Origin of the sequence: Xanthomonas sp. NCPPB 2922 (assembly GCF_041520885.1) — a bacterium.
Taxonomy (GTDB): Bacteria; Pseudomonadota; Gammaproteobacteria; order Xanthomonadales; family Xanthomonadaceae; genus Xanthomonas; species Xanthomonas campestris.
The window spans coordinates 29,247-46,250 of record NZ_JBGOFY010000005.1 but is presented as its reverse complement, the minus strand read 5'-3'; the positions used below and the strand labels follow the sequence as shown (position 1 = coordinate 46,250).

The following is a 17,004-nucleotide window of genomic DNA, read 5'->3' as shown; positions in this document are numbered from 1 at the left end:
ACACCGGTTGACCCCACCGTCCTGTCGAACGAGAGCTGCCATGAACGCAACACCCGATGCACCGCTGGTGATCCTGACCCACGTCTGCCACCCGGCAATCACCGATGGCTTCCTGCCTGCAGCACACGCGCAGGGTCTGCCGGTGTGGCTGCTGACCGACCATCGCCTGGAGCATCTTGCGCACTTCAACGCGCATCCGGCACACGCGCCGCAGCGGGTGATCGCCTGCGATGTGTTCAATCCGCTGGGCGTGCTGGACGTGCTGCACGACGCCGGCGTGCACCCACGCGCGGTGTTCAGCAACAGCGATCATCTGCAGACCAGCACCGCGCTGGTGGCTGCCGGCCTGGGGCTGCCCGGCAAGGACTGGCAGGTGTGCTACGCCGCCAAGAACAAGGCGGCGATGCGCCAGCGCCTGCAGGTGCGTGGGATGCCATCGCCCTGGTTTTGCACGCTGGCGCCGGGCGCGGCCTTGCCTGCGCAGATCCCGTGGCCGGTGGTGGCCAAACCGCGCGAGGGCGTGGCCAGCCTGGATGTGCGCCAGTGCGCCGATGCCGCGCAATTGCAGGCGTATCTGGACGATGTGTGGCAACGCCACCCGCAACGCACGGTGTTGCTGGAAGGCTTGCTGGAAGGTGACCTTTTCACGCTGGAAACGCTGGGCGACGGGCAGCACCTGCAGGCCATCGGCGGGTTCAAGGTGCGGCTGTCGCCGCCACCGCATTTTGTCGAATGCGAGGCGCAATGGGACGCGCAGGTGGACACGCCGGTGATCGCGCAGGCGTTGGCGCAATTGCGGGCGTTCGGCGTGGGCTTCGGGCTATGCCATAGCGAATTCATCCTCACCCGCGACGGGCCGGTGCTGGTGGAGATCAACTACCGCAGCATCGGCGACCGGCGCGAATTCCTGCTCGATGCAATGTTCGGCCAGCAGTGGTTTGCCGCCGCGCTGGCACCGCACCTGGGCCAGCCGCTGCCACTGCTGCACAGCGAGCGCACGCACGCCTTGCTGCGCTATTACGTGGCCGAACATGCCGGCGAGCTGGTCAGTGCCAGCGACGACCGCAACCATCGCAGCGCGCACAGCGATGTGCAGTACCGCCGCATGCGCGTGCCCGGCGAGCAGATCCGGCTCAGCCATTCCAACAAGGATTACCTCGGCGTGCTGAGCGCACTGGCGCGCGATGCCGATGCATTGCAGCAGGCCGTGCACCAGGCCGAAGCCGGCCTGCAGTGGCGGATCGACCCACCGGAGCTGCGCGCATGAGCAACGCGACCGATCAGCACTACATCACCACGCGCATCATCGATGCCTGCCTGCGCGAAGATCTGCGCGGCATCGCCAGCCGCGGCAGCGCGGCAATGCCCGACGCCGCGCTGCTGGCGCACTGGGCCGCGCCGCAGCCGCCCACCCAGTGGTGGCGCATCACACACCTGCCCGATGGCATCGTGTGGCTGCCGATTCACCACGGCGGTTACCTGCAGCGGATCAGCGCGTGCAGCGATCGCTGGCTGGTGCAGCGCGGCACGGTGGTGCAGCTGGAACACGGCGCAGCCGCCTGGCTGCAACGCCTCAGCCAGGGGCTGGATCCGGACACGCAACAGTTGCACCGCGCCTACGCCGATGAAGCCGCGTGCGCCGCCGCACATCGCGGCCTGGCACGCGACGCGTATGCCGCCCAGGCACCGCACCTGGCGCAGGCCCTGCGCGCAGCGGATGCTGCCGAGCGCGCGTACCGCTGCGACCAGCTGGCCAGCTACCGCGACCATCCGTTCTATCCCACCGCACGCGCCAAGGCCGGCTTGGCGCCCGCCGAACTGCGCGCCTATGCACCGGAATTCGCACCAACGTTTGCACTGCAGTGGCTGGCCATTCCGCAGGCGCAGGTGAGTTGCACCAGCACGCCGCCTGCGGAGCTATGGCCGGACCTTGCGCGCGTGGGGTTGCCGGCCGAACTCGCGCAGACACACCAGCTCTGGCCAGTGCATCCGCTGGTGTGGGCGCGGCTGGAACAGGACGGGTTTGCACTTCCTGCCGGTAGCGTGCGTGCACCGCTGACGTACCTGCCGGTGCGCCCGACGCTGTCGGTGCGCACGCTGGTGCCGCTGCAGCATCCGCACCTGCATCTCAAACTGCCGATCCCGATGCGCACGCTCGGCGCATTGAACCTGCGCCTGATCAAGCCTTCCACGTTGTACGACGGCCATTGGCTGGAGCAGGCGCTGCGCCGCATCGATGCGCACGATGCCGCGCTGCGCGGGCGCTGCGTGTTCGTTGACGAATCCCACGGTGGGCACGTCGGGCAGACCCGGCATCTGGCCTACCTGCTGCGGCGCTACCCAGCGCTGGACACCGCCACCCTGGTGCCCGTGGCTGCGCTGTGCGCCCTGATGCCCGATGGCCGGCCGATGGCGATCCATCTGGCCGAGACCTTCAGCGGTGGCGACCTGCTGGCCTGGTGGCGCGACTACACCGAACTGCTGCTTGCCGTGCATCTGCGGCTATGGCTGCGCTATGGCATCGCGCTGGAAGCCAACCAGCAAAACAGCGTGCTGGTGTATGCACCCGGCCAGCCCACGCGCCTGCTGATGAAGGACAACGACGCCGCACGCATCGCGCTGCCGCAGCTGCGCGCGCAGCTGCCCGAGATCGACACGCTCGGCCCGCTGCACGATGCACGCATTGCGGTGGACGATGCGCAGGCACTGGCGCAGATGTTCTGCACGATCGTGTTGCAGCTGGATCTGCAGGCCGTGCTCGAGGGCCTGGCCGAATGGCAACCCGCGTTGCGGGCACCGCTGTATGCGCAGCTGCAGGCGCAACTGGCGCAGACGCTGGCGCAGCTGGACGCCGAGCGCATCGACACCGCACCGGCGCGGCGCTTGCTCGCCGCACCGCAGCTCCCGGTGAAGTACCTGCTCAGCGCCGGCAGCCTGCTGAGCAAACAGCACACCGGAGCACGCGATATCAACAAGTTCTACGGCGACAGCGCACCCAACCCGTTTGGCGCGGCCTTTGCCGATGCCGAGGACGCGGCACTGCGCCGGCAGGTGGCGCAGCGATGAAGCGCATCCTCGGCCCGGTGCTGGCTGCGCATTACCTGGCCGCCTTCACCGCACTGGGCATGCCGCTGTTTCTGCCGCAGGTGCTGGCCGAACTGGCACCGTCGGCGGCAATCGGCTGGAGCGGCGTGCTGTATGTGCTGCCAACCCTGTGCACTGCGCTCACCGCGAGCACCTGGGGGCGGCTGGCCGATCGCTATGGACGCAAGCGCTCGCTGCTGCGTGCCCAACTCGGGCTGGCGCTGGGCTTTGCAATCGCCGGCTTCGCACCCACCCTGCCCTGGCTGGTGGTCGGGCTGATCGTGCAGGGCACCTGCGGCGGCTCATTGGCGGCCGCCAACGCGTACCTGGCCAGCCAGCCGCAGGCCGGGCCATTGGCGCGTGCACTGGACTGGACCCAGTACTCGGCGCGGTTGGCGATGGTCAGTGCGCCGGCCTTGCTCGGGCTTGCGGTGGCGCTGGGGCCGGCGCAAGCCTTGTACCGCGCGTTGGCGCTACTGCCGCTGGTGGCCTTCGCGCTGACCTGGCGCTTGCCGGCCGACCAACCGGCTCCACCCGCCCACAGCCCGCGCACCGCATCGCCACGCGCCACCCAGGCACTGCCCTCCATGGCCAGCGCGAATTGGCCGGCATTGATGGTGGCGCAGTTCCTGTTCTGCTTCGCGATGGTTGTGACGTTTCCGTATTTCATTCCGTATGCGCTGGCGCGCGGTGCCGGGCACGACGCGTTGGCTGGCCTGCTCTACAGCCTGCCGCATCTGGTTTATCTGGTGGTGTTGCCGTGGTGGCGCCGCGGCGATGGCGCGGCCTGGCTGGTGCCGGGCTTGCTGGTGTTTGCACTGGCCTGCGCATGGCAGGCGTTTCTCGACGACACCGTGGCCATGGCGGGCGCGCGCCTGCTGTTCGGGCTGGGCATGTTGTTCGGCCTGCGTGGGCTCAACCGCAGCCTGGCTGCCGTGGCCACTGGCCAGGGCGCCGGGCGTCTGTTCGGCCGCTTCGATGCCTGCGGCAAATGGGCCGGCGTGCTGGCCGGCGTCGCCGCCGGTGCGCTGACCCAGCGCTGGGGCCCGACCACACCGTTCCTGGCCGCCGCCCTGGCGGCCGCCGCTGCTGCGCTCACCGTCCTGGTGCGCTTTCCGTCGAGGAGAATTGCCGATGTCGCCGCACACGATGCCTGACCCCTGGTTCGACAGCATGGCCGATGCGCAGGCCTGCGCCTGCTGGTTGAATTGCTACCTGCGCGAGTTCGCCATCCCGCGTGGCACTGCCGACTTCGACTACACCGGCCCGGATCGTCCCGGCGCACGCACCGCCGATGATCGCTGGCTGCGGATCGCATTGGGGGACGCGGGCGTGCTGTGCGTGCGCATTGCCCATGCCGACCGGCTGGGCCGCTGCCGGTTCGTGTCCACCCCGTTCCTCAAGGCCGCCGGGCAGCCCTGGCAAAGCCTGGACGCGCATGCATTGGCGCGCAGTCTGCTACAGGCGCTGGGCAGCACGCATGCGGTCAACCCGGAACTGTTGTCGCAAAGCGACAACAGCGTGGCAATCACCGCCGCGTTATTGCGCCAGGCACAGGCCGCCACGCCCACCGGCGATGCGTTGATCGATGCCGAGCAGGCCTTGCTGTGGGGCCACGCACTGCACCCCACGCCCAAAAGCCGCGAAGGTGTGGCGCTGGCGCAGGTCCTGGCCTGCGCACCGGAAGCACGTGTGGCGTTTGCGTTGTACTGGTTCCGCATCGACCCGCGGCTGCTGCGCGTGCAAGGCCGCGATGTGCGTGCCACCTTGCAACAGCTCAGCGGCCACGCCGATCTGTACCCCTGCCACCCGTGGGAAGTGCAACGCCTGCGCGATGATCCACTGCTGCAGGAATTGCAGGCACGCGGCGCGATCACACCTGTCGGCGTGTTGGGCGAGCCACTGCGGCCCACCTCGTCGGTGCGCACGCTGTACCACCCGGCGCTGGCGTATTTCCTCAAGTGTTCGGTGCATGTGCGCTTGACCAACTGCGTGCGCAAGAACGCCTGGTATGAGCTGGAAAGCGCGGTGGCGCTGACGCATCTGCTGGCACCGAGCTGGCAGGCCCTGGCCGCGCAGGTGCCCGGCTTCGACGTGATGCTGGAGCCGGCCGCCACTTCGCTGGATGTCACCCAGTTCGACCCGGCATTGGCCGCAGCAGATCCGCTGGCCACGCGTGCGTTGGCCGAGAGCTTCGGCATCCTGTATCGGCAGGCGCCCACCGCCGCACAACGTGCACGCTGGCGCCCGCAAGTAGCCACCGCGCTGTTCACCAGCGATGCGCAGGGCCACAGCGTGGCCGCCGCTGCGCTGCGTGCGCACAGCGTCCACCGCCTGGACCGGCACACCGCCACCGTGCTTTGGTTTCGCGCATATGCCGGGCTGCTGCTGGATGGTGTGTGGAGTGCGCTATTCCAGCACGGCATTGCGCTGGAACCGCATCTGCAGAACACCGTGATCGGCTTCAGCGATGGCTGGCCCACGCGCGTGTGGATCCGCGATCTGGAAGGCACCAAGCTGCTCGCGCAACGCTGGCCGGCTGCCCGCCTGCATGGCGTGGGCGAGCGCGCACGGCAGTCGCTGTACTACACACCCGAGCAGGCCTGGAACCGCGTGGCCTACTGCGCGCTGGTCAATAATCTGGCCGAAGCGATCTTCCACCTGAGCGATGGCGATGCGGTCCTGGAAGCACGCCTGTGGCAGTGCGTGGCCGAGATTGCCGCACGCTGGCAGCAGCGCAATGGCGCGCAGCCGGCGCTGCAAGGCCTGATCGACGGCGCACCGCTGCCCGGCAAGAACAACCTGGGCACACGGCTGTTGCAACGTGCAGATCGTCAATCGGACTACACCGCCCTGCCCAACCCCATCGCGCCAATGCATGCCGTGCAGCAGGTGGCCGCATGAGTCTGCAGATCGATGCCACGGCGGTGCGCGCAGCGGTGGCGCAGTTACGTGCGCACAGCGACGCCCCGCTATGTGCGTACGTCTACGACCTGGCCGCACTGGATGCGCACGCAGCATGGATGCGTGCGCAGCTGCCGCCCGGCTGCACGCTGTTCTACGCCGCCAAGGCCAATGCCGAACCGCAGATCCTGCAGACGCTGGCGCCGTACGTGGATGGGTTCGAAGCCGCATCCGGTGGCGAGCTCGCCTGGCTGCACCAGCAGCAACCGGATGCGGCGTTGCTGTTTGGTGGGCCGGGCAAACTGGAGAGCGAACTGGCGCAGGCCGTGCGCCTGCCCGACTGCACCGTGCATGTGGAAAGCCTGGGCGAATTGCAGCGGCTGGCGGCCATTGCGCGACAGATCGCCCAGCCCGACCGCCGGCGCATTCCGGTGTTCCTGCGCATGAACATCGCCGTGCCCGGTGCACAGACAACGCGTTTGATGATGGGCGGCCAACCATCGCCATTCGGGCTGGACCCGGACGACCTGGATGCTGCGCTGCTGCAGCTACGCGCCAGCCCGGCACTGGAGTTGCGCGGCTTCCATTTTCACCTGATGTCGCACCAACGCGATGCCGCCGCGCAGCTGCACCTGATCGCGGCGTATCTGCGCACCGTGCAGCACTGGCGGCAGCGCCATGGCCTGGGCCCGCTGCTGGTCAATGCCGGCGGCGGCTTCGGCGTGGACTATCTGACGCCAGAGGCCTCGTTCGACTGGGCAGGCTTCTGCGCCGGCCTGCCCGCCGTGCTGCACGCACACGGCGATGGCCTGCAACTGCGCCTGGAACCGGGCCGCTATGTCAGCGCCAGCTGCGGCTGGTACCTGATGGAGGTGCTGGACATCAAGCGCAGCCACGGCGCGTGGTTTGCGATTGCCCGTGGCGGCACCCATCACTTCCGCACACCGGCCGCGCAAGGCCACGACCATCCGTGCGTGGTGGTGCGCGGTGCACACGCACCGGTGCTGCGCGACACCCCGGTCACCCTGGTCGGCCAGCTCTGCACGCCCAAGGATGTACTGGCCCGCAATCAGCGCGTTGCAGCGCTCGCCCCCGGCGACTGCCTGGCCTTCCCGCTGGCGGGTGCGTATGCGTGGAATATTTCGCATCAGCAGTTCCTGATGCACCCGCCACCGCAGAGGGTGTTTTTGCCGGTGCACGCTCAGGCAACCGCCACCACCGGCACGCGGATGTCGGCGCGCAAGTCGGCTTCGGCCACGGTTTCGGGGTCGTCGAGGTAGAGGTAGTGCAGGGGTGCGTCGCGCAGTGCGTGACCGCTGCCGGGCAGCCAGTCGGCGAGCAGGCGGTCGAGCGCGTCTTCCAGCCCGGCATAGCTGCCGGTGTGGCGCAGCACGGCATGTGCGCCCTCGCCGAGCACACGCACGTGCAGCGGCGCCGGCGGCGCAACAGCGGTGGCGAAGGCGATGCCGCACTCGAACAGATGCTGCTGCGCTGGCACGTCGCGGTGGTCGCTGAGTGGCACGCCGATCAGTGCGTGCAGGTGCTCGATCACGCCTGCACGCTCGGCCCAGGCGGCGATGCGGCCAAAGCCACGATCCAGGTCATCGAAGGCGCCGCGCTGACGCAGCACCACCACTTCCAGCGGCTCCAGCCATTGCACGGTGACCTGCAGCGGCGCGGGCGCAGCGTGCGGTGCCAGCGCGGGCGTGGCGAGCTGCTGCAGGGTCTGGGCGCGTATCGCCGGCGCCTGCCGCAGGCTGCTCGGGCTCACCTGCAGCAGCGCGCGGAACGCACGCGCCAGCGCCTGCGGGGTCTGGTAGCCCACTGCCAGCGCTACGTCGGTAATGCTGCGGCCTGGCTCGCCGAGCAGATGCACGGCCTGGCTCAGGCGCAGGCGGGCGGTGGTCTGGCCCAGCGTTTCCCCGGCCAGCGCGCGGTAGACCCGGTGGAAGTGATGCGGCGACTGATGCGCCAGCGCGGCCAGCGCGGCCAGATCCGGCAGCGGGCTGCCTGCGCGGATGCTGTCCTGCAAATGGGCCACGACACGTTCGACGTTGCGGTGGCGGTGCGCGGTGGCTGCGTCATGCATGGGCGGGTCCTCGTTTGTGCGCCCAGCATCGCCGAACACGCGGGCGTGTGCGGTCCCGATCTTGCGCAGCATGCCAACCCGCAGCGTACTCAACCACGCGCAGGCAATGCCTAACCGGCGTACACCGCCAGGCCCACCAGCACCGCGGTCTCGCTGAGTTCGATCAGTGCGCCGCAGGTATCGCCGGTCATGCCACCGAGCCGGTGCAGGCAGGCGCGCCGCCACAGCGTAAACACCAGCGCAGCGATCCCGCAGGCAAGCGCCGCACGTGCAGGGCCCGCCATGCAGGCAACGCCCACTGCAGCGGCCACGGCCAGCACGCAGACCGTGCGGCTGGCGCCCGCCAGTGCGCTTCCCAGGCCGCCGGCGCGCACATACGGCGTGCTCGCAAATGCCGCCACCACCGCAGCGCGCGCCAACAGCGGCGCCAGCCACAGCGCCGCTGGCGCAGCCGGCAACAATGTCGTCAGCGCGGCGCACTTGAGCAACAGCATCAGCACCACCGCAGTCACCGCCATCGGGCCGCTGGTGGGGTCCTTCATGATGGCCAGCGTGCGTGCGCGGTCGCCCATGCCACCAACCCAGGCATCGGTGCTGTCGGCCAGCCCATCCACGTGCAGCGCGCCGGTCAGCCAGACCCAGCTGCTCAGCACGATGGCGGCGGCCAGCAGCGGAGCGGCGCCGCGCAGGCACCACGTCAGCGCCAGCAGCAAGACGCCCAGCAGCAGCCCGACCAGCGGGTACCACGGCAGCGAACGCGCCTGCGCGCCGGGGCGGGCAAATGCCCAGGCCGGCACCGGGATGCGGGTCAGGAAGCCAACCGCCGCAAGCAGCCCATCGATCATGCCTGCGCGGTGGCCACAGTCATCGGCGGCCAGCGCAGCGGATGCAGCGAGGCATGCGGCACTGCCAGCTCGGTCATGTGGCCGAAGCCATCGCCCGCAACCAGGCAGCACAACGCGCGGATCGCACCGCCATGGGTCACCACCAGCACGCGCTGCGCAGGGTAAGTGGCCACGATCGCATCCAGCGCCGCAGCCAGCCGCGCGCAGAACGCCTCGAACGGCTCGGCCTCCGGTGGCGGATACCGCAGCGGGTCCGACCAGAAGCGCCCCAGCGCCGCGCCTTCATCGCGATCGATCTCGGCCACCGGTACGCCCTGCCAGCGGCCGAAGTGGTATTCGCGCAAGCGGGGATCCAATTGCAACGGCAGGCCGCGCGCCGTGGCGAATTCGGTCGCGAACAAGGCGCAGCGCTGCAGCGTGGAGGCCACCACCACATCCCATTCGCCCGCGGCGGTGGCCTCGCGCAGCTGCTGCCAGCCGGTGGCGGTGAGCGGGTCGTCGAGCTGGCCGCGGTAGCTGCGCTGGCCGGTGTCGCCATGCCGCAGCAAGGTGATCTGCGCGCTCATGCGTCGGAAACCCCGGCCTCGGCGAAGGTCGCCATGCCGTTGTGCAGGGCGCAGGCGGTGCGCAGCAGCGGGATGGCCACCGCCGCGCCGCTGGCTTCGCCCAGGCGCAGGTCCAGTTGCAGCAGCGGCTCGGCCTCCAGCGCGCGGAGCAAGGCGGCATGGCCGCGCTCCTGCGAGCGATGGCCGAACAACAGCCATTCGCGCACGCCGGGATTCAGATGCACCGCCACCAGCGCCGCGGCAGTGCTGATGAAGCCATCCACCAGCACCGGGATGCCGGCCTGCGCGGCCGCGATATAGGCCCCGACCAGCGCGGCGATTTCGAAACCGCCAAGCCGGCGCAGCCGCTCCAGCGGTGTGGCGGCGTCGGCATGCACGGCCAGCGCGCGGGTGATCACGGTGGCCTTGTGCGCAATGCCTTCGGCATCCAGGCCGGTGCCGGCCCCGGCCATGGCCTGCGGAAATTGCGAGAGCAGCGCGCAGCTCAGCGCGGCAGCGGCGGTGCTGTTGCCGATGCCCATTTCGCCGCCGACAAACAGCTGTGTACCGCAGGTGCGTGCCTGCGCGATGCTCTCTGCGCCGGCCGCCAATGCGTCGCGCAATTGCGCCGGCGTCATCGCCGCCTGCTCACAGATATTGGCGCACGCCGGCGCGATCCAGGCGCGGCGGACCCGTGGCAACTCGCCGGGGTCGTTGACCACGCCCAGGTTCACCACCTCCAGCCGGGCGCCGAGTTCGCGCGCCAGCACCGCAATGGCCGCACCGCCGCGCGCGAAGTTGCGCACCATCTCGCCGGTCACCGCCTGCGGAAACATCGACACGCCTTCAGCGGCCACGCCGTGGTCGGCGGCATACACCGCAATCCAGATGCGTTGCACGGTGGGTTGTTCGTTGCGTTGCCAGGCGGCAAATTGCACCGCCAGTTGCTCCAGCCGGCCCAGCGCACCGGGCGGCTTGGTCAATTGCTCCTGCCGCGCCAGCGCCGCTGCCTGCACCCGCGCATCCGGCACCGCGCAGGCACCCTGGATCCACTCGATACTCACACCGCCTCTCCTTTCAACACCATGGGCAGGCCGGCCACCACGAACACGACCCGCTCGCACTGTAGCGCCAATGCCTGGTGCAGCCGGCCGGCTTCGTCGACAAACCGGCGCGTCAGTTCGCCCAGCGGAACGATGCCCTGCCCCACCTCGTTGCTGACCAGCACAAGTTGCCCGGGCAACTGGCCAAGCGTGGCCAGCAGCGCCTCGCGCTCACGTGCGAACACCGCGCTGTCCGGGTGGCCCAGCAGGTTGCTCAGCCACAGCGTGAGGCAATCCACCAGCACGCAGCGGCCCGGTGCGGCCACCGCCTGCAGGCTGGCGGCCAACGCGATGGGTTCTTCCACGCACTGCCAGTGCGCCGGGCGGCTGCCACGGTGATGGGCGATGCGCGCGGCCATTTCGCCATCGAAGGCCTGCGCGGTGGCCAGATACACCACCTCCAGCCCGGAGGCGGCAGCAATGCGCTCGGCGAACGCGCTCTTGCCCGAGCGCGCGCCGCCCAGGATCAACTGGCGCATGCCGGCTCCCCCAGGGTGAGCCGCGTCAGTGCGGCGACGTCCAGATGGGCGTGCACGGTGTCGGCCAGGCGTTCGAGCGTGGCTTCGCGCAGGCTGGCCAGATCCAGCGGTGCGGCGTCGGCAAGCCCGGCCCAGGCGAGCAGTGCGGCCAGCGCCGCGGGGTGGTCGAAGATGCCGTGCAGATAGGTGCCCATGACCTGACCATCCTCGGACACTGCACCGTCACTGCGGCCATCGTCCAGCTGCAGCAGCGGCCGCGCCAGCGCCGCACCGGTGCTGAGGCCGCAATGGATTTCGTAGCCGCTGACCGCCGCGCCACTGGGCAGCAACCGGCCACCGACGCGGTGCAATTGCTTGTGCGGCTGCAATGCGGTTTGCAGTGCCAGCCAGCCCAGCCCGGCGCTGCTGCCGGGTGCGCCTTCGATGCCGTGCGGGTCGTGCACCTGTTCGCCCAGCATCTGCAGGCCGCCGCAGATGCCGAGCAGCTTGCCGCCGTAGCGCAGATGCCGCGCGATCGCCGCTTCCCAACCCTGCGCGCGCAGCCAGGCCAGATCCTGGCGGGTGGACTTGCTGCCTGGCAGCACGATCAGGTCGCACGGCGTGGGTGACTGGCCTGGCCCGATCAGCTGCACGTCCACCTGCGGGTGCGCCAGCAAGGCGTCCAGATCGGTGTGGTTGCTGATCCGCGGCAACACCGGCACCGCCACGCGCAGGCGCGCCTGCGGCTTGTGCACCGGGCCGCGCAGCAAGGCGTCCTCGGCATCGAGCTGCAGGCCATGCAGATACGGCAACACGCCGAGCACCGGTTTGCCGGTTTCGCGCTCCAGCCAGTCCAGGCCGGGCTGCAGCAGCGCAAGGTCGCCACGGAAGCGATTGATCACAAAGCCGGCCACCCGTGCGCGCTCGCTCGGCGACAGCAACGCCAGCGTGCCGACCAGATGGGCGAACACACCGCCGCGGTCGATGTCGGCGATCAGGATCACTGCGCAATCCACCGCCTCGGCGTAACCCATATTGGCGATGTCGTGTTCACGCAGATTGATTTCCGCCGGGCTGCCGGCACCTTCCACCAGCAGCACGTCGAAGCGTTCCACCAGCCGCGCGTGCGAGGCCAGCACCGCCGTGCGTGCGGTGCGTTTGTAGGCGTGGTACCCCACCGCATCCAGCGTGGCCACCGGATGCCCGTGCACGATCACCTGCGCGCCGGTGTCGCTGTTGGGCTTGAGCAGCACCGGGTTGAAATCGGTGTGCGGCGGCAACCCGCAGGCCTGCGCCTGCACTGCCTGGGCCCGGCCGATTTCGCCGCCATCCACGGTGACCGCGGAATTGAGTGCCATGTTCTGCGGCTTGAACGGAGCCACCGCAACGCCTTGACGATGCAGCCAGCGGCACAGCGCGGCCACCAACGTGCTCTTGCCCGCATCGGAGGTGCAGCCCTGCACCATCAGCACGCGCGCACTCATGCCTGCAGTGCCTGCAGGGCAGCGGCCAGGCGCGCTTCGCCGGCGACATCCGGCGGCAGCCCGAAGCGCAGGCTGGCGGGCGTCTCGAACAGGCGGGTGAGAATGCCGCGCTGCGCCAGCGCGGTGTGCAGTGCAGGCGCATCGTCGCGGCGGCACCACTGGAAGAACGCCGTGCCTGCGGCCGGCGCCAGCCCGTGCGTGGTCAACAGCGCGGCCAGGCGTTGCGAGGCACTATGCAGGCGCGTGCGTGCCTGCGTCTGCCAGTGCGTATCCATCAACGCCTGCTGCACGGCCCAGCGGGTGGGGCCGGCCAGCGTCCATGGCCCCAGCTGCTCGCGCAGCGCCTCCAGCAACGTGGCGTGCGCACACACAAATCCCGCACGCGCCCCGGCCATGCCGAAGAACTTGCCCACCGAGCGCAACACCACCAGCCCGGGCAAGTGCGTGTGTGCGCACAGGCTGTGCTGTGGCGTTGCATCCATGAAGGCTTCGTCCACCACCAGCCAGCCACCACGTGCAGCCAGCCGCGCATGCAGCTGCAGCAGCGCGGCGCTGTCGAAGGTGTCGGCGCAGGGATTGTTCGGATGGATCAAGACGATGACGTCGCAGTGCGCGTCCGCCTGCAACAGCGGCTGTGCCGGCATCGGCAGCACGGTGTGACCGGCGCGCTGCCAGGCCTGTGCGTGTTCCGCGTAGCCCGGTGCCAGCACGCCCACGCGGCTGGGTGCGCGCAGCGTCGGCAGTGCCTGGATCGCGGCCTGCGAGCCGGCCACCGGCAGCAGCTGCGGCGCGCCGTAATAGGCGGCGGCAGATGCGGCCAGGCCATCGTCGTCCTCGGGCAGGCGCTGCCAGTGCTGCGCCGGAATGGCCGGCACCGGCCAGGCGAACGGGCTGACGCCGGTGGACAGATCCAGCCAGTGTTCCAGCGCAATGCCATAGCTCTGCGCAGCGCGGCGCAGGCGTCCACCGTGTTCAAGCATGCTTGGCTCCAGTCATCCAATGGGAATCGCAACACGGCTTGCCAGGCGCACAACCGGCTGTGTGCACTGGCCAGCGCAACGGCGACGTGCAGGACGCATGGCGCAGGGGCACGCGTACACCGTGCTGGACGTGCGGGGTCATCGCAGCACCGCAGTTGCCAGGCCCGCCAGCAACAGCCACAGCGCCACGCCAGCGCGGACCAGCCAGAGCGCACGCAACACGCTGCCTGCATCGGCGGCAGCGCCCTCGCCCAGGGACGGGCGGTGTTGCCACTGTCCGTGGTACGGCGCCGGGCCACCCAGTTGCACCTGCAGCGCACCGGCGCCAGCCGCCATCACCGGGCCGGCGTTGGGGCTCTTCCAGCCGCGCCCTTGCCGCCACGCGCAACGCACACCGGCACGGGTCTGCCCGAGCACGGCGTAGGTGAGCGCGGTCATGCGCGCCGGCAGCCAGTTGAGCGCATCATCCATGCGCGCGGCCGCCCAGCCGAAGCGCTGATAGCGCGGCGTGCGATAGCCCCACATTGCATCCAGGGTGTTGGACAGGCGATACAGCACCGCACCCGGCGCGCCCAGCAGCACGCCCCAGAACAACGCGGCAAACACCGCGTCGCTGCCATTGTCCAGCACCGATTCGGTGGCGGCTGCCGCCACTTGTGCCTCATCGAGAGTAGCAGTGTCGCGGCTGACGATGCGACCCACTGCCGCGCGCGCCGCAGGCAGGTCGCCCGCACGCAAGGCCTGTGCCACCGGCACCGCATGTTCGCCCAGGCTGCGCAGGCCGAGCGCCAGATACAGCGCCACCGCCGCGAATGCCGCGCCGGCCCAGGCCGACCACCACCACAGCGCGAGTTGCACCAGCGCGGCCGCGGCGGCCCACGGCAGCACTGCCACGCACCAGGCCAGCACACCGGCGGCGCGCGTGTCGCGGTGCAGCCGCGCTTCGATGCGCTGCGCCCAGCCGCCGAACAGCACCAGCGGATGCGCGCGCCGGGGTTCGCCCAGCAGCAGATCCAGCAACACCGCAGCGGTGGCCATCAGCAGCAGCATGATGCGATGGCGTAACAGGGCGTCATGGCAGAAACAACGCCATGGCTGCGCCCGGATTGGACGGGAAATAGAAATGCACGAAGCTCGCCGTCATCCGCCCTTGCCGGTACACCGGCTCGGCACTGGGCCCGGTGTTGGGATTGCGCGCATGTACCAAGGGGCTGAGCGCGATGCTGGCGCGTGCGTAGTGGAAGGTATGCCCGCGCAACGTGCCTTCCGGCAATGCGACCTCCTGCAAGCCCAGCGCCACCGAGCGTGCCTGCAGCGCGGCTGTGCCGGGCAGCAGGCCGGCCATCGGTGCGCTGATGCCATCCTTGCCGGTCAATGCTTCCAGCAGGAACAGCATGCCGCCGCATTCGGCCAGCAGCGGCTTGCCTTGTGCGCAGTGCGCACGCAATGCCACAGCCAGATCGCGACGCTGCGACAAGGCCTGCAGATGCAGTTCCGGGTATCCGCCCGGCAGCCACACCGCATCGCAGTCCGGCAGCGCATCACCGGCGATCGGCGAAAAGAACTGCAGGTGCGCACCGGCTGCCGCCAGCAGTTCCAGATTGGCCGGATACGCAAAGCAGAACGCCGCATCGCGGGCGATGGCAATGCGCACGCCCTGCAGCACGGGTGCAATCGCTGTGTGAGCGTCCGGCGGCGCGAACTGCAGTGGCGGCGGCAACGCGGTGGACGCATGCGCGGCCCAGGCATCGGCCAGCGCGTCCAGGCGTTGCTCCAGGTCGGCCACTTCGGCAGCGGCCACCAGGCCCAGGTGCCGCTCGGGCAACTGCAACGCCAGCGCACGCGGCAATGCACCCAGCCACTGCAGCGGAGGCGGCACGCTGTCGCGCAGCAGGCGGGCGTGATGCGCGCTGCCGATGCGGTTGGCGGCCACGCCATACAGCGGCAGATCGTCGCGATAGCGGGCCAGCCCAAGCGCCAACGCGCCGAAGGTCTGCGCCATGGCTGCGCCATCGATCACCGCCAGCACCGGAATGCCGAAGTGCACGGCCAGATCGGCGCTGGAGGGGGCGCCGTCGAACAGCCCCATCACGCCTTCGATCAACAGCAGATCGGCGTCGCACGCGGCGGCATGCAGGCGCTGACGGATGTCCGCCTCGCCGGTCATCCACAGATCCAGCTGAAACACCGGCGCGCCGCTGGCGCGTTCGAGCAGCAGTGGGTCGAGAAAATCCGGCCCGGTCTTGAACACCCGCACGCGCCGCCCCTGCCGCGTATGCCAGCGCGCCAACGCAGCAGTCACGCTGGTCTTGCCCTGCCCGGAGGCAGGCGCGGACACCAGCAACGCGGGGCAGTGTGCGGGCAGTGTCACGGCTACAACTCGACGCCGAGCTGTGCCTTGATGCCGGCGTTGAAGGCGTGCTTGACCAGCCGCATCTCGGTGACCGTATCGGCCGCCTCGATCAGGCCGGCCGGCGCGCCGCGCCCGGTGATCACCACATGCTGGCGTGGCGGCCGCGCAGCGACAGCGGCCAGCACCTCCTCCAACGCAACGTACTCCTTGACCAACGCGATGTTGAGCTCGTCCAGCAGCACGAAGTCGTAGCGCGGGTCGGCCAGCATGCCGCGCGCCAGCTGCCAGGCCGCCTGTGCAGCGGCGATGTCGCGTTCGCGGTCCTGGGTTTCCCAGGTAAACCCTTCGCCCATCACGTGATAGTCGAGCAGATCCGGAAAGCGGCGGAAAAACGCTTCTTCGCCGGTAGAAAACGTGCCCTTGATGAACTGCACCACGCCGCAGTAAAGCCCGTGGCCCAGCGAGCGCGCCAGCATGCCGAAGCCGGACGAACTCTTGCCCTTGCCGTTACCGGTATTGACCAGCAACACGCCGCGATCGATCACCGCACGTGCGATGCGCCGGTCCACCAGTTCCTTCTTGCGTTGCGCGCGTTCGCGGTAGTGCGCGTCGTCGTGCTCGGGTGTACTCATGTGCCAACTCCAAGGGTGGAACGCGGGATCACAGCATGCACGCTTGCACGTACGGCCAGCACGGCGCCCACATAAGCGGCCAGGCCACCGAGCGCCGGCGGGTAATACTGCGGCACCCGCGCAATGAACCCTGCCAGCGAGGCCTGTGGGTAGCGCCCGGAAAAGACATAGAACCCGCCCTTCGATAACAGATAGGCCACGCTGCCACTGAGCAGCAGCGCCAGCAACAGGCGCGGCAGATCGCGCCACCCACCGCGGTGCAGCCGCATCGCATACGCGCGGTCGCCACACCACAACGCCGCGTAGGCCAGCGCCAAGGCCCAATACGCCGGCGACACGCACCAATCGGAGAGGCTGCCGGCGGCCATGCCGGCCAGGTCCAGCGCCGAGGCCAGCGCGAACAACAGCGGCAACATCCACACCGGCCGCAGCAAGGCGCCGGCCAGGAAGAACACTGCCCAGGACGCGCTCGGCAAGCCATCCAGACTGGCCACATGCTGGCCGCGCGTGCATACCATCAACGCGGC

16 protein-coding genes are annotated in these 17,004 nt (G+C 69.5%); 5 read left to right on the top strand and 11 right to left on the bottom strand.

Annotated features, from left to right (window positions below):
* Positions 1-40: 40 nt before the first annotated feature.
* The 5 genes from ACD584_RS08260 to ACD584_RS08240 are packed head-to-tail and all read left to right on the top strand — an operon-like array spanning position 41 to position 7,268.
* The gene (locus ACD584_RS08260) at positions 41-1,267 is read left to right on the top strand and encodes a carboxylate--amine ligase (protein ID WP_076037023.1); all 1,227 of its coding nucleotides are present in this window, start codon (positions 41-43) and stop codon (positions 1,265-1,267) included.
* Positions 1,264-3,066 carry an IucA/IucC family protein gene (locus ACD584_RS08255; RefSeq protein ID WP_076037024.1) on the top strand — a complete coding sequence of 601 codons (1,803 nt, stop codon included), beginning with the start codon at positions 1,264-1,266 and terminating at the stop codon, positions 3,064-3,066. Before ACD584_RS08260 ends, ACD584_RS08255 begins: the two co-directional genes overlap by 4 nt.
* On the top strand, positions 3,063-4,241 hold the full coding sequence (locus ACD584_RS08250; RefSeq protein ID WP_070690059.1) for an MFS transporter: 1,179 nt from the start codon (positions 3,063-3,065) through the stop codon (positions 4,239-4,241). Before ACD584_RS08255 ends, ACD584_RS08250 begins: the two co-directional genes overlap by 4 nt.
* Positions 4,219-5,988 (top strand): IucA/IucC family siderophore biosynthesis protein, encoded by a 1,770-nt coding sequence (locus tag ACD584_RS08245; protein ID WP_076037025.1) that lies wholly within the window; start codon positions 4,219-4,221, stop codon positions 5,986-5,988. Before ACD584_RS08250 ends, ACD584_RS08245 begins: the two co-directional genes overlap by 23 nt.
* Entirely contained in the window at positions 5,985-7,268 is a 1,284-nt protein-coding gene (locus ACD584_RS08240; protein ID WP_076037026.1) for a type III PLP-dependent enzyme, read from the top strand. Before ACD584_RS08245 ends, ACD584_RS08240 begins: the two co-directional genes overlap by 4 nt.
* Here the strand turns inward: ACD584_RS08240 and ACD584_RS08235 are convergent.
* The 11 genes from ACD584_RS08235 to ACD584_RS08185 form a co-directional block, all read right to left on the bottom strand.
* The gene (locus tag ACD584_RS08235; RefSeq protein ID WP_228438008.1) at positions 7,190-8,077 is read right to left on the bottom strand and encodes a GyrI-like domain-containing protein; all 888 of its coding nucleotides are present in this window, start codon (positions 8,075-8,077) and stop codon (positions 7,190-7,192) included. The genes ACD584_RS08240 and ACD584_RS08235 overlap by 79 nt on opposite strands.
* 110 nt (positions 8,078-8,187) lie before the next feature.
* A complete protein-coding gene (locus ACD584_RS08230) occupies positions 8,188-8,922 on the bottom strand; it encodes an adenosylcobinamide-GDP ribazoletransferase (RefSeq protein WP_076037028.1) in 735 nt (244 codons plus the stop codon).
* Positions 8,919-9,488 (bottom strand): histidine phosphatase family protein, encoded by a 570-nt coding sequence (locus tag ACD584_RS08225; RefSeq protein ID WP_076037029.1) that lies wholly within the window; start codon positions 9,486-9,488, stop codon positions 8,919-8,921. Before ACD584_RS08225 ends, ACD584_RS08230 begins: the two co-directional genes overlap by 4 nt.
* Positions 9,485-10,531, bottom strand: coding sequence for a nicotinate-nucleotide--dimethylbenzimidazole phosphoribosyltransferase (cobT, locus tag ACD584_RS08220; protein ID WP_014508664.1), 1,047 nt, complete (start codon positions 10,529-10,531; stop codon positions 9,485-9,487). Before cobT ends, ACD584_RS08225 begins: the two co-directional genes overlap by 4 nt.
* Positions 10,528-11,049, bottom strand: coding sequence for a bifunctional adenosylcobinamide kinase/adenosylcobinamide-phosphate guanylyltransferase (gene cobU, locus ACD584_RS08215; protein ID WP_011038175.1), 522 nt, complete (start codon positions 11,047-11,049; stop codon positions 10,528-10,530). Before cobU ends, cobT begins: the two co-directional genes overlap by 4 nt.
* The gene (locus ACD584_RS08210; RefSeq protein ID WP_076037030.1) at positions 11,037-12,512 is read right to left on the bottom strand and encodes a cobyric acid synthase; all 1,476 of its coding nucleotides are present in this window, start codon (positions 12,510-12,512) and stop codon (positions 11,037-11,039) included. The genes cobU and ACD584_RS08210 overlap by 13 nt, the downstream gene beginning before the upstream one ends.
* Positions 12,509-13,492 carry a threonine-phosphate decarboxylase CobD gene (gene cobD / locus ACD584_RS08205; protein ID WP_076037031.1) on the bottom strand — a complete coding sequence of 328 codons (984 nt, stop codon included), beginning with the start codon at positions 13,490-13,492 and terminating at the stop codon, positions 12,509-12,511. Before cobD ends, ACD584_RS08210 begins: the two co-directional genes overlap by 4 nt.
* A gap of 138 nt (positions 13,493-13,630) precedes the next feature.
* Positions 13,631-14,542 (bottom strand): adenosylcobinamide-phosphate synthase CbiB, encoded by a 912-nt coding sequence (gene cbiB, locus ACD584_RS08200; protein WP_076037032.1) that lies wholly within the window; start codon positions 14,540-14,542, stop codon positions 13,631-13,633.
* A gap of 22 nt (positions 14,543-14,564) precedes the next feature.
* Positions 14,565-15,863 (bottom strand): cobyrinate a,c-diamide synthase, encoded by a 1,299-nt coding sequence (locus tag ACD584_RS08195; protein ID WP_076037033.1) that lies wholly within the window; start codon positions 15,861-15,863, stop codon positions 14,565-14,567.
* A 2-nt stretch (positions 15,864-15,865) separates the two neighbouring features.
* Complete coding sequence (gene cobO, locus ACD584_RS08190) at positions 15,866-16,477, bottom strand: cob(I)yrinic acid a,c-diamide adenosyltransferase (protein ID WP_012437634.1); 612 nt, start codon at positions 16,475-16,477, stop codon at positions 15,866-15,868.
* Complete coding sequence (locus ACD584_RS08185) at positions 16,474-16,995, bottom strand: hypothetical protein (RefSeq protein ID WP_076037879.1); 522 nt, start codon at positions 16,993-16,995, stop codon at positions 16,474-16,476. The genes cobO and ACD584_RS08185 overlap by 4 nt, the downstream gene beginning before the upstream one ends.
* Between the last annotated feature and the right edge of the window lie 9 nt (positions 16,996-17,004).

Coding starts and splice junctions, on each gene's coding strand:
- ACD584_RS08250 (WP_070690059.1), top strand. CDS start 3,063: ATGAAGCGCATCCTCGGCCCGGTGCTGGCTGCGCATTACCTGGCCGCC.
- cobD (WP_076037031.1), bottom strand. CDS start 13,492: ATGCTTGAACACGGTGGACGCCTGCGCCGCGCTGCGCAGAGCTATGGC.
- cobU (WP_011038175.1), bottom strand. CDS start 11,049: ATGCGCCAGTTGATCCTGGGCGGCGCGCGCTCGGGCAAGAGCGCGTTC.
- ACD584_RS08255 (WP_076037024.1), top strand. CDS start 1,264: ATGAGCAACGCGACCGATCAGCACTACATCACCACGCGCATCATCGAT.
- cbiB (WP_076037032.1), bottom strand. CDS start 14,542: ATGCTGCTGCTGATGGCCACCGCTGCGGTGTTGCTGGATCTGCTGCTG.
- ACD584_RS08225 (WP_076037029.1), bottom strand. CDS start 9,488: ATGAGCGCGCAGATCACCTTGCTGCGGCATGGCGACACCGGCCAGCGC.
- ACD584_RS08210 (WP_076037030.1), bottom strand. CDS start 12,512: ATGAGTGCGCGCGTGCTGATGGTGCAGGGCTGCACCTCCGATGCGGGC.
- ACD584_RS08235 (WP_228438008.1), bottom strand. CDS start 8,077: ATGCATGACGCAGCCACCGCGCACCGCCACCGCAACGTCGAACGTGTC.
- ACD584_RS08240 (WP_076037026.1), top strand. CDS start 5,985: ATGAGTCTGCAGATCGATGCCACGGCGGTGCGCGCAGCGGTGGCGCAG.
- ACD584_RS08230 (WP_076037028.1), bottom strand. CDS start 8,922: ATGATCGATGGGCTGCTTGCGGCGGTTGGCTTCCTGACCCGCATCCCG.
- ACD584_RS08245 (WP_076037025.1), top strand. CDS start 4,219: ATGTCGCCGCACACGATGCCTGACCCCTGGTTCGACAGCATGGCCGAT.
- ACD584_RS08260 (WP_076037023.1), top strand. CDS start 41: ATGAACGCAACACCCGATGCACCGCTGGTGATCCTGACCCACGTCTGC.
- cobO (WP_012437634.1), bottom strand. CDS start 16,477: ATGAGTACACCCGAGCACGACGACGCGCACTACCGCGAACGCGCGCAA.
- ACD584_RS08185 (WP_076037879.1), bottom strand. CDS start 16,995: ATGGTATGCACGCGCGGCCAGCATGTGGCCAGTCTGGATGGCTTGCCG.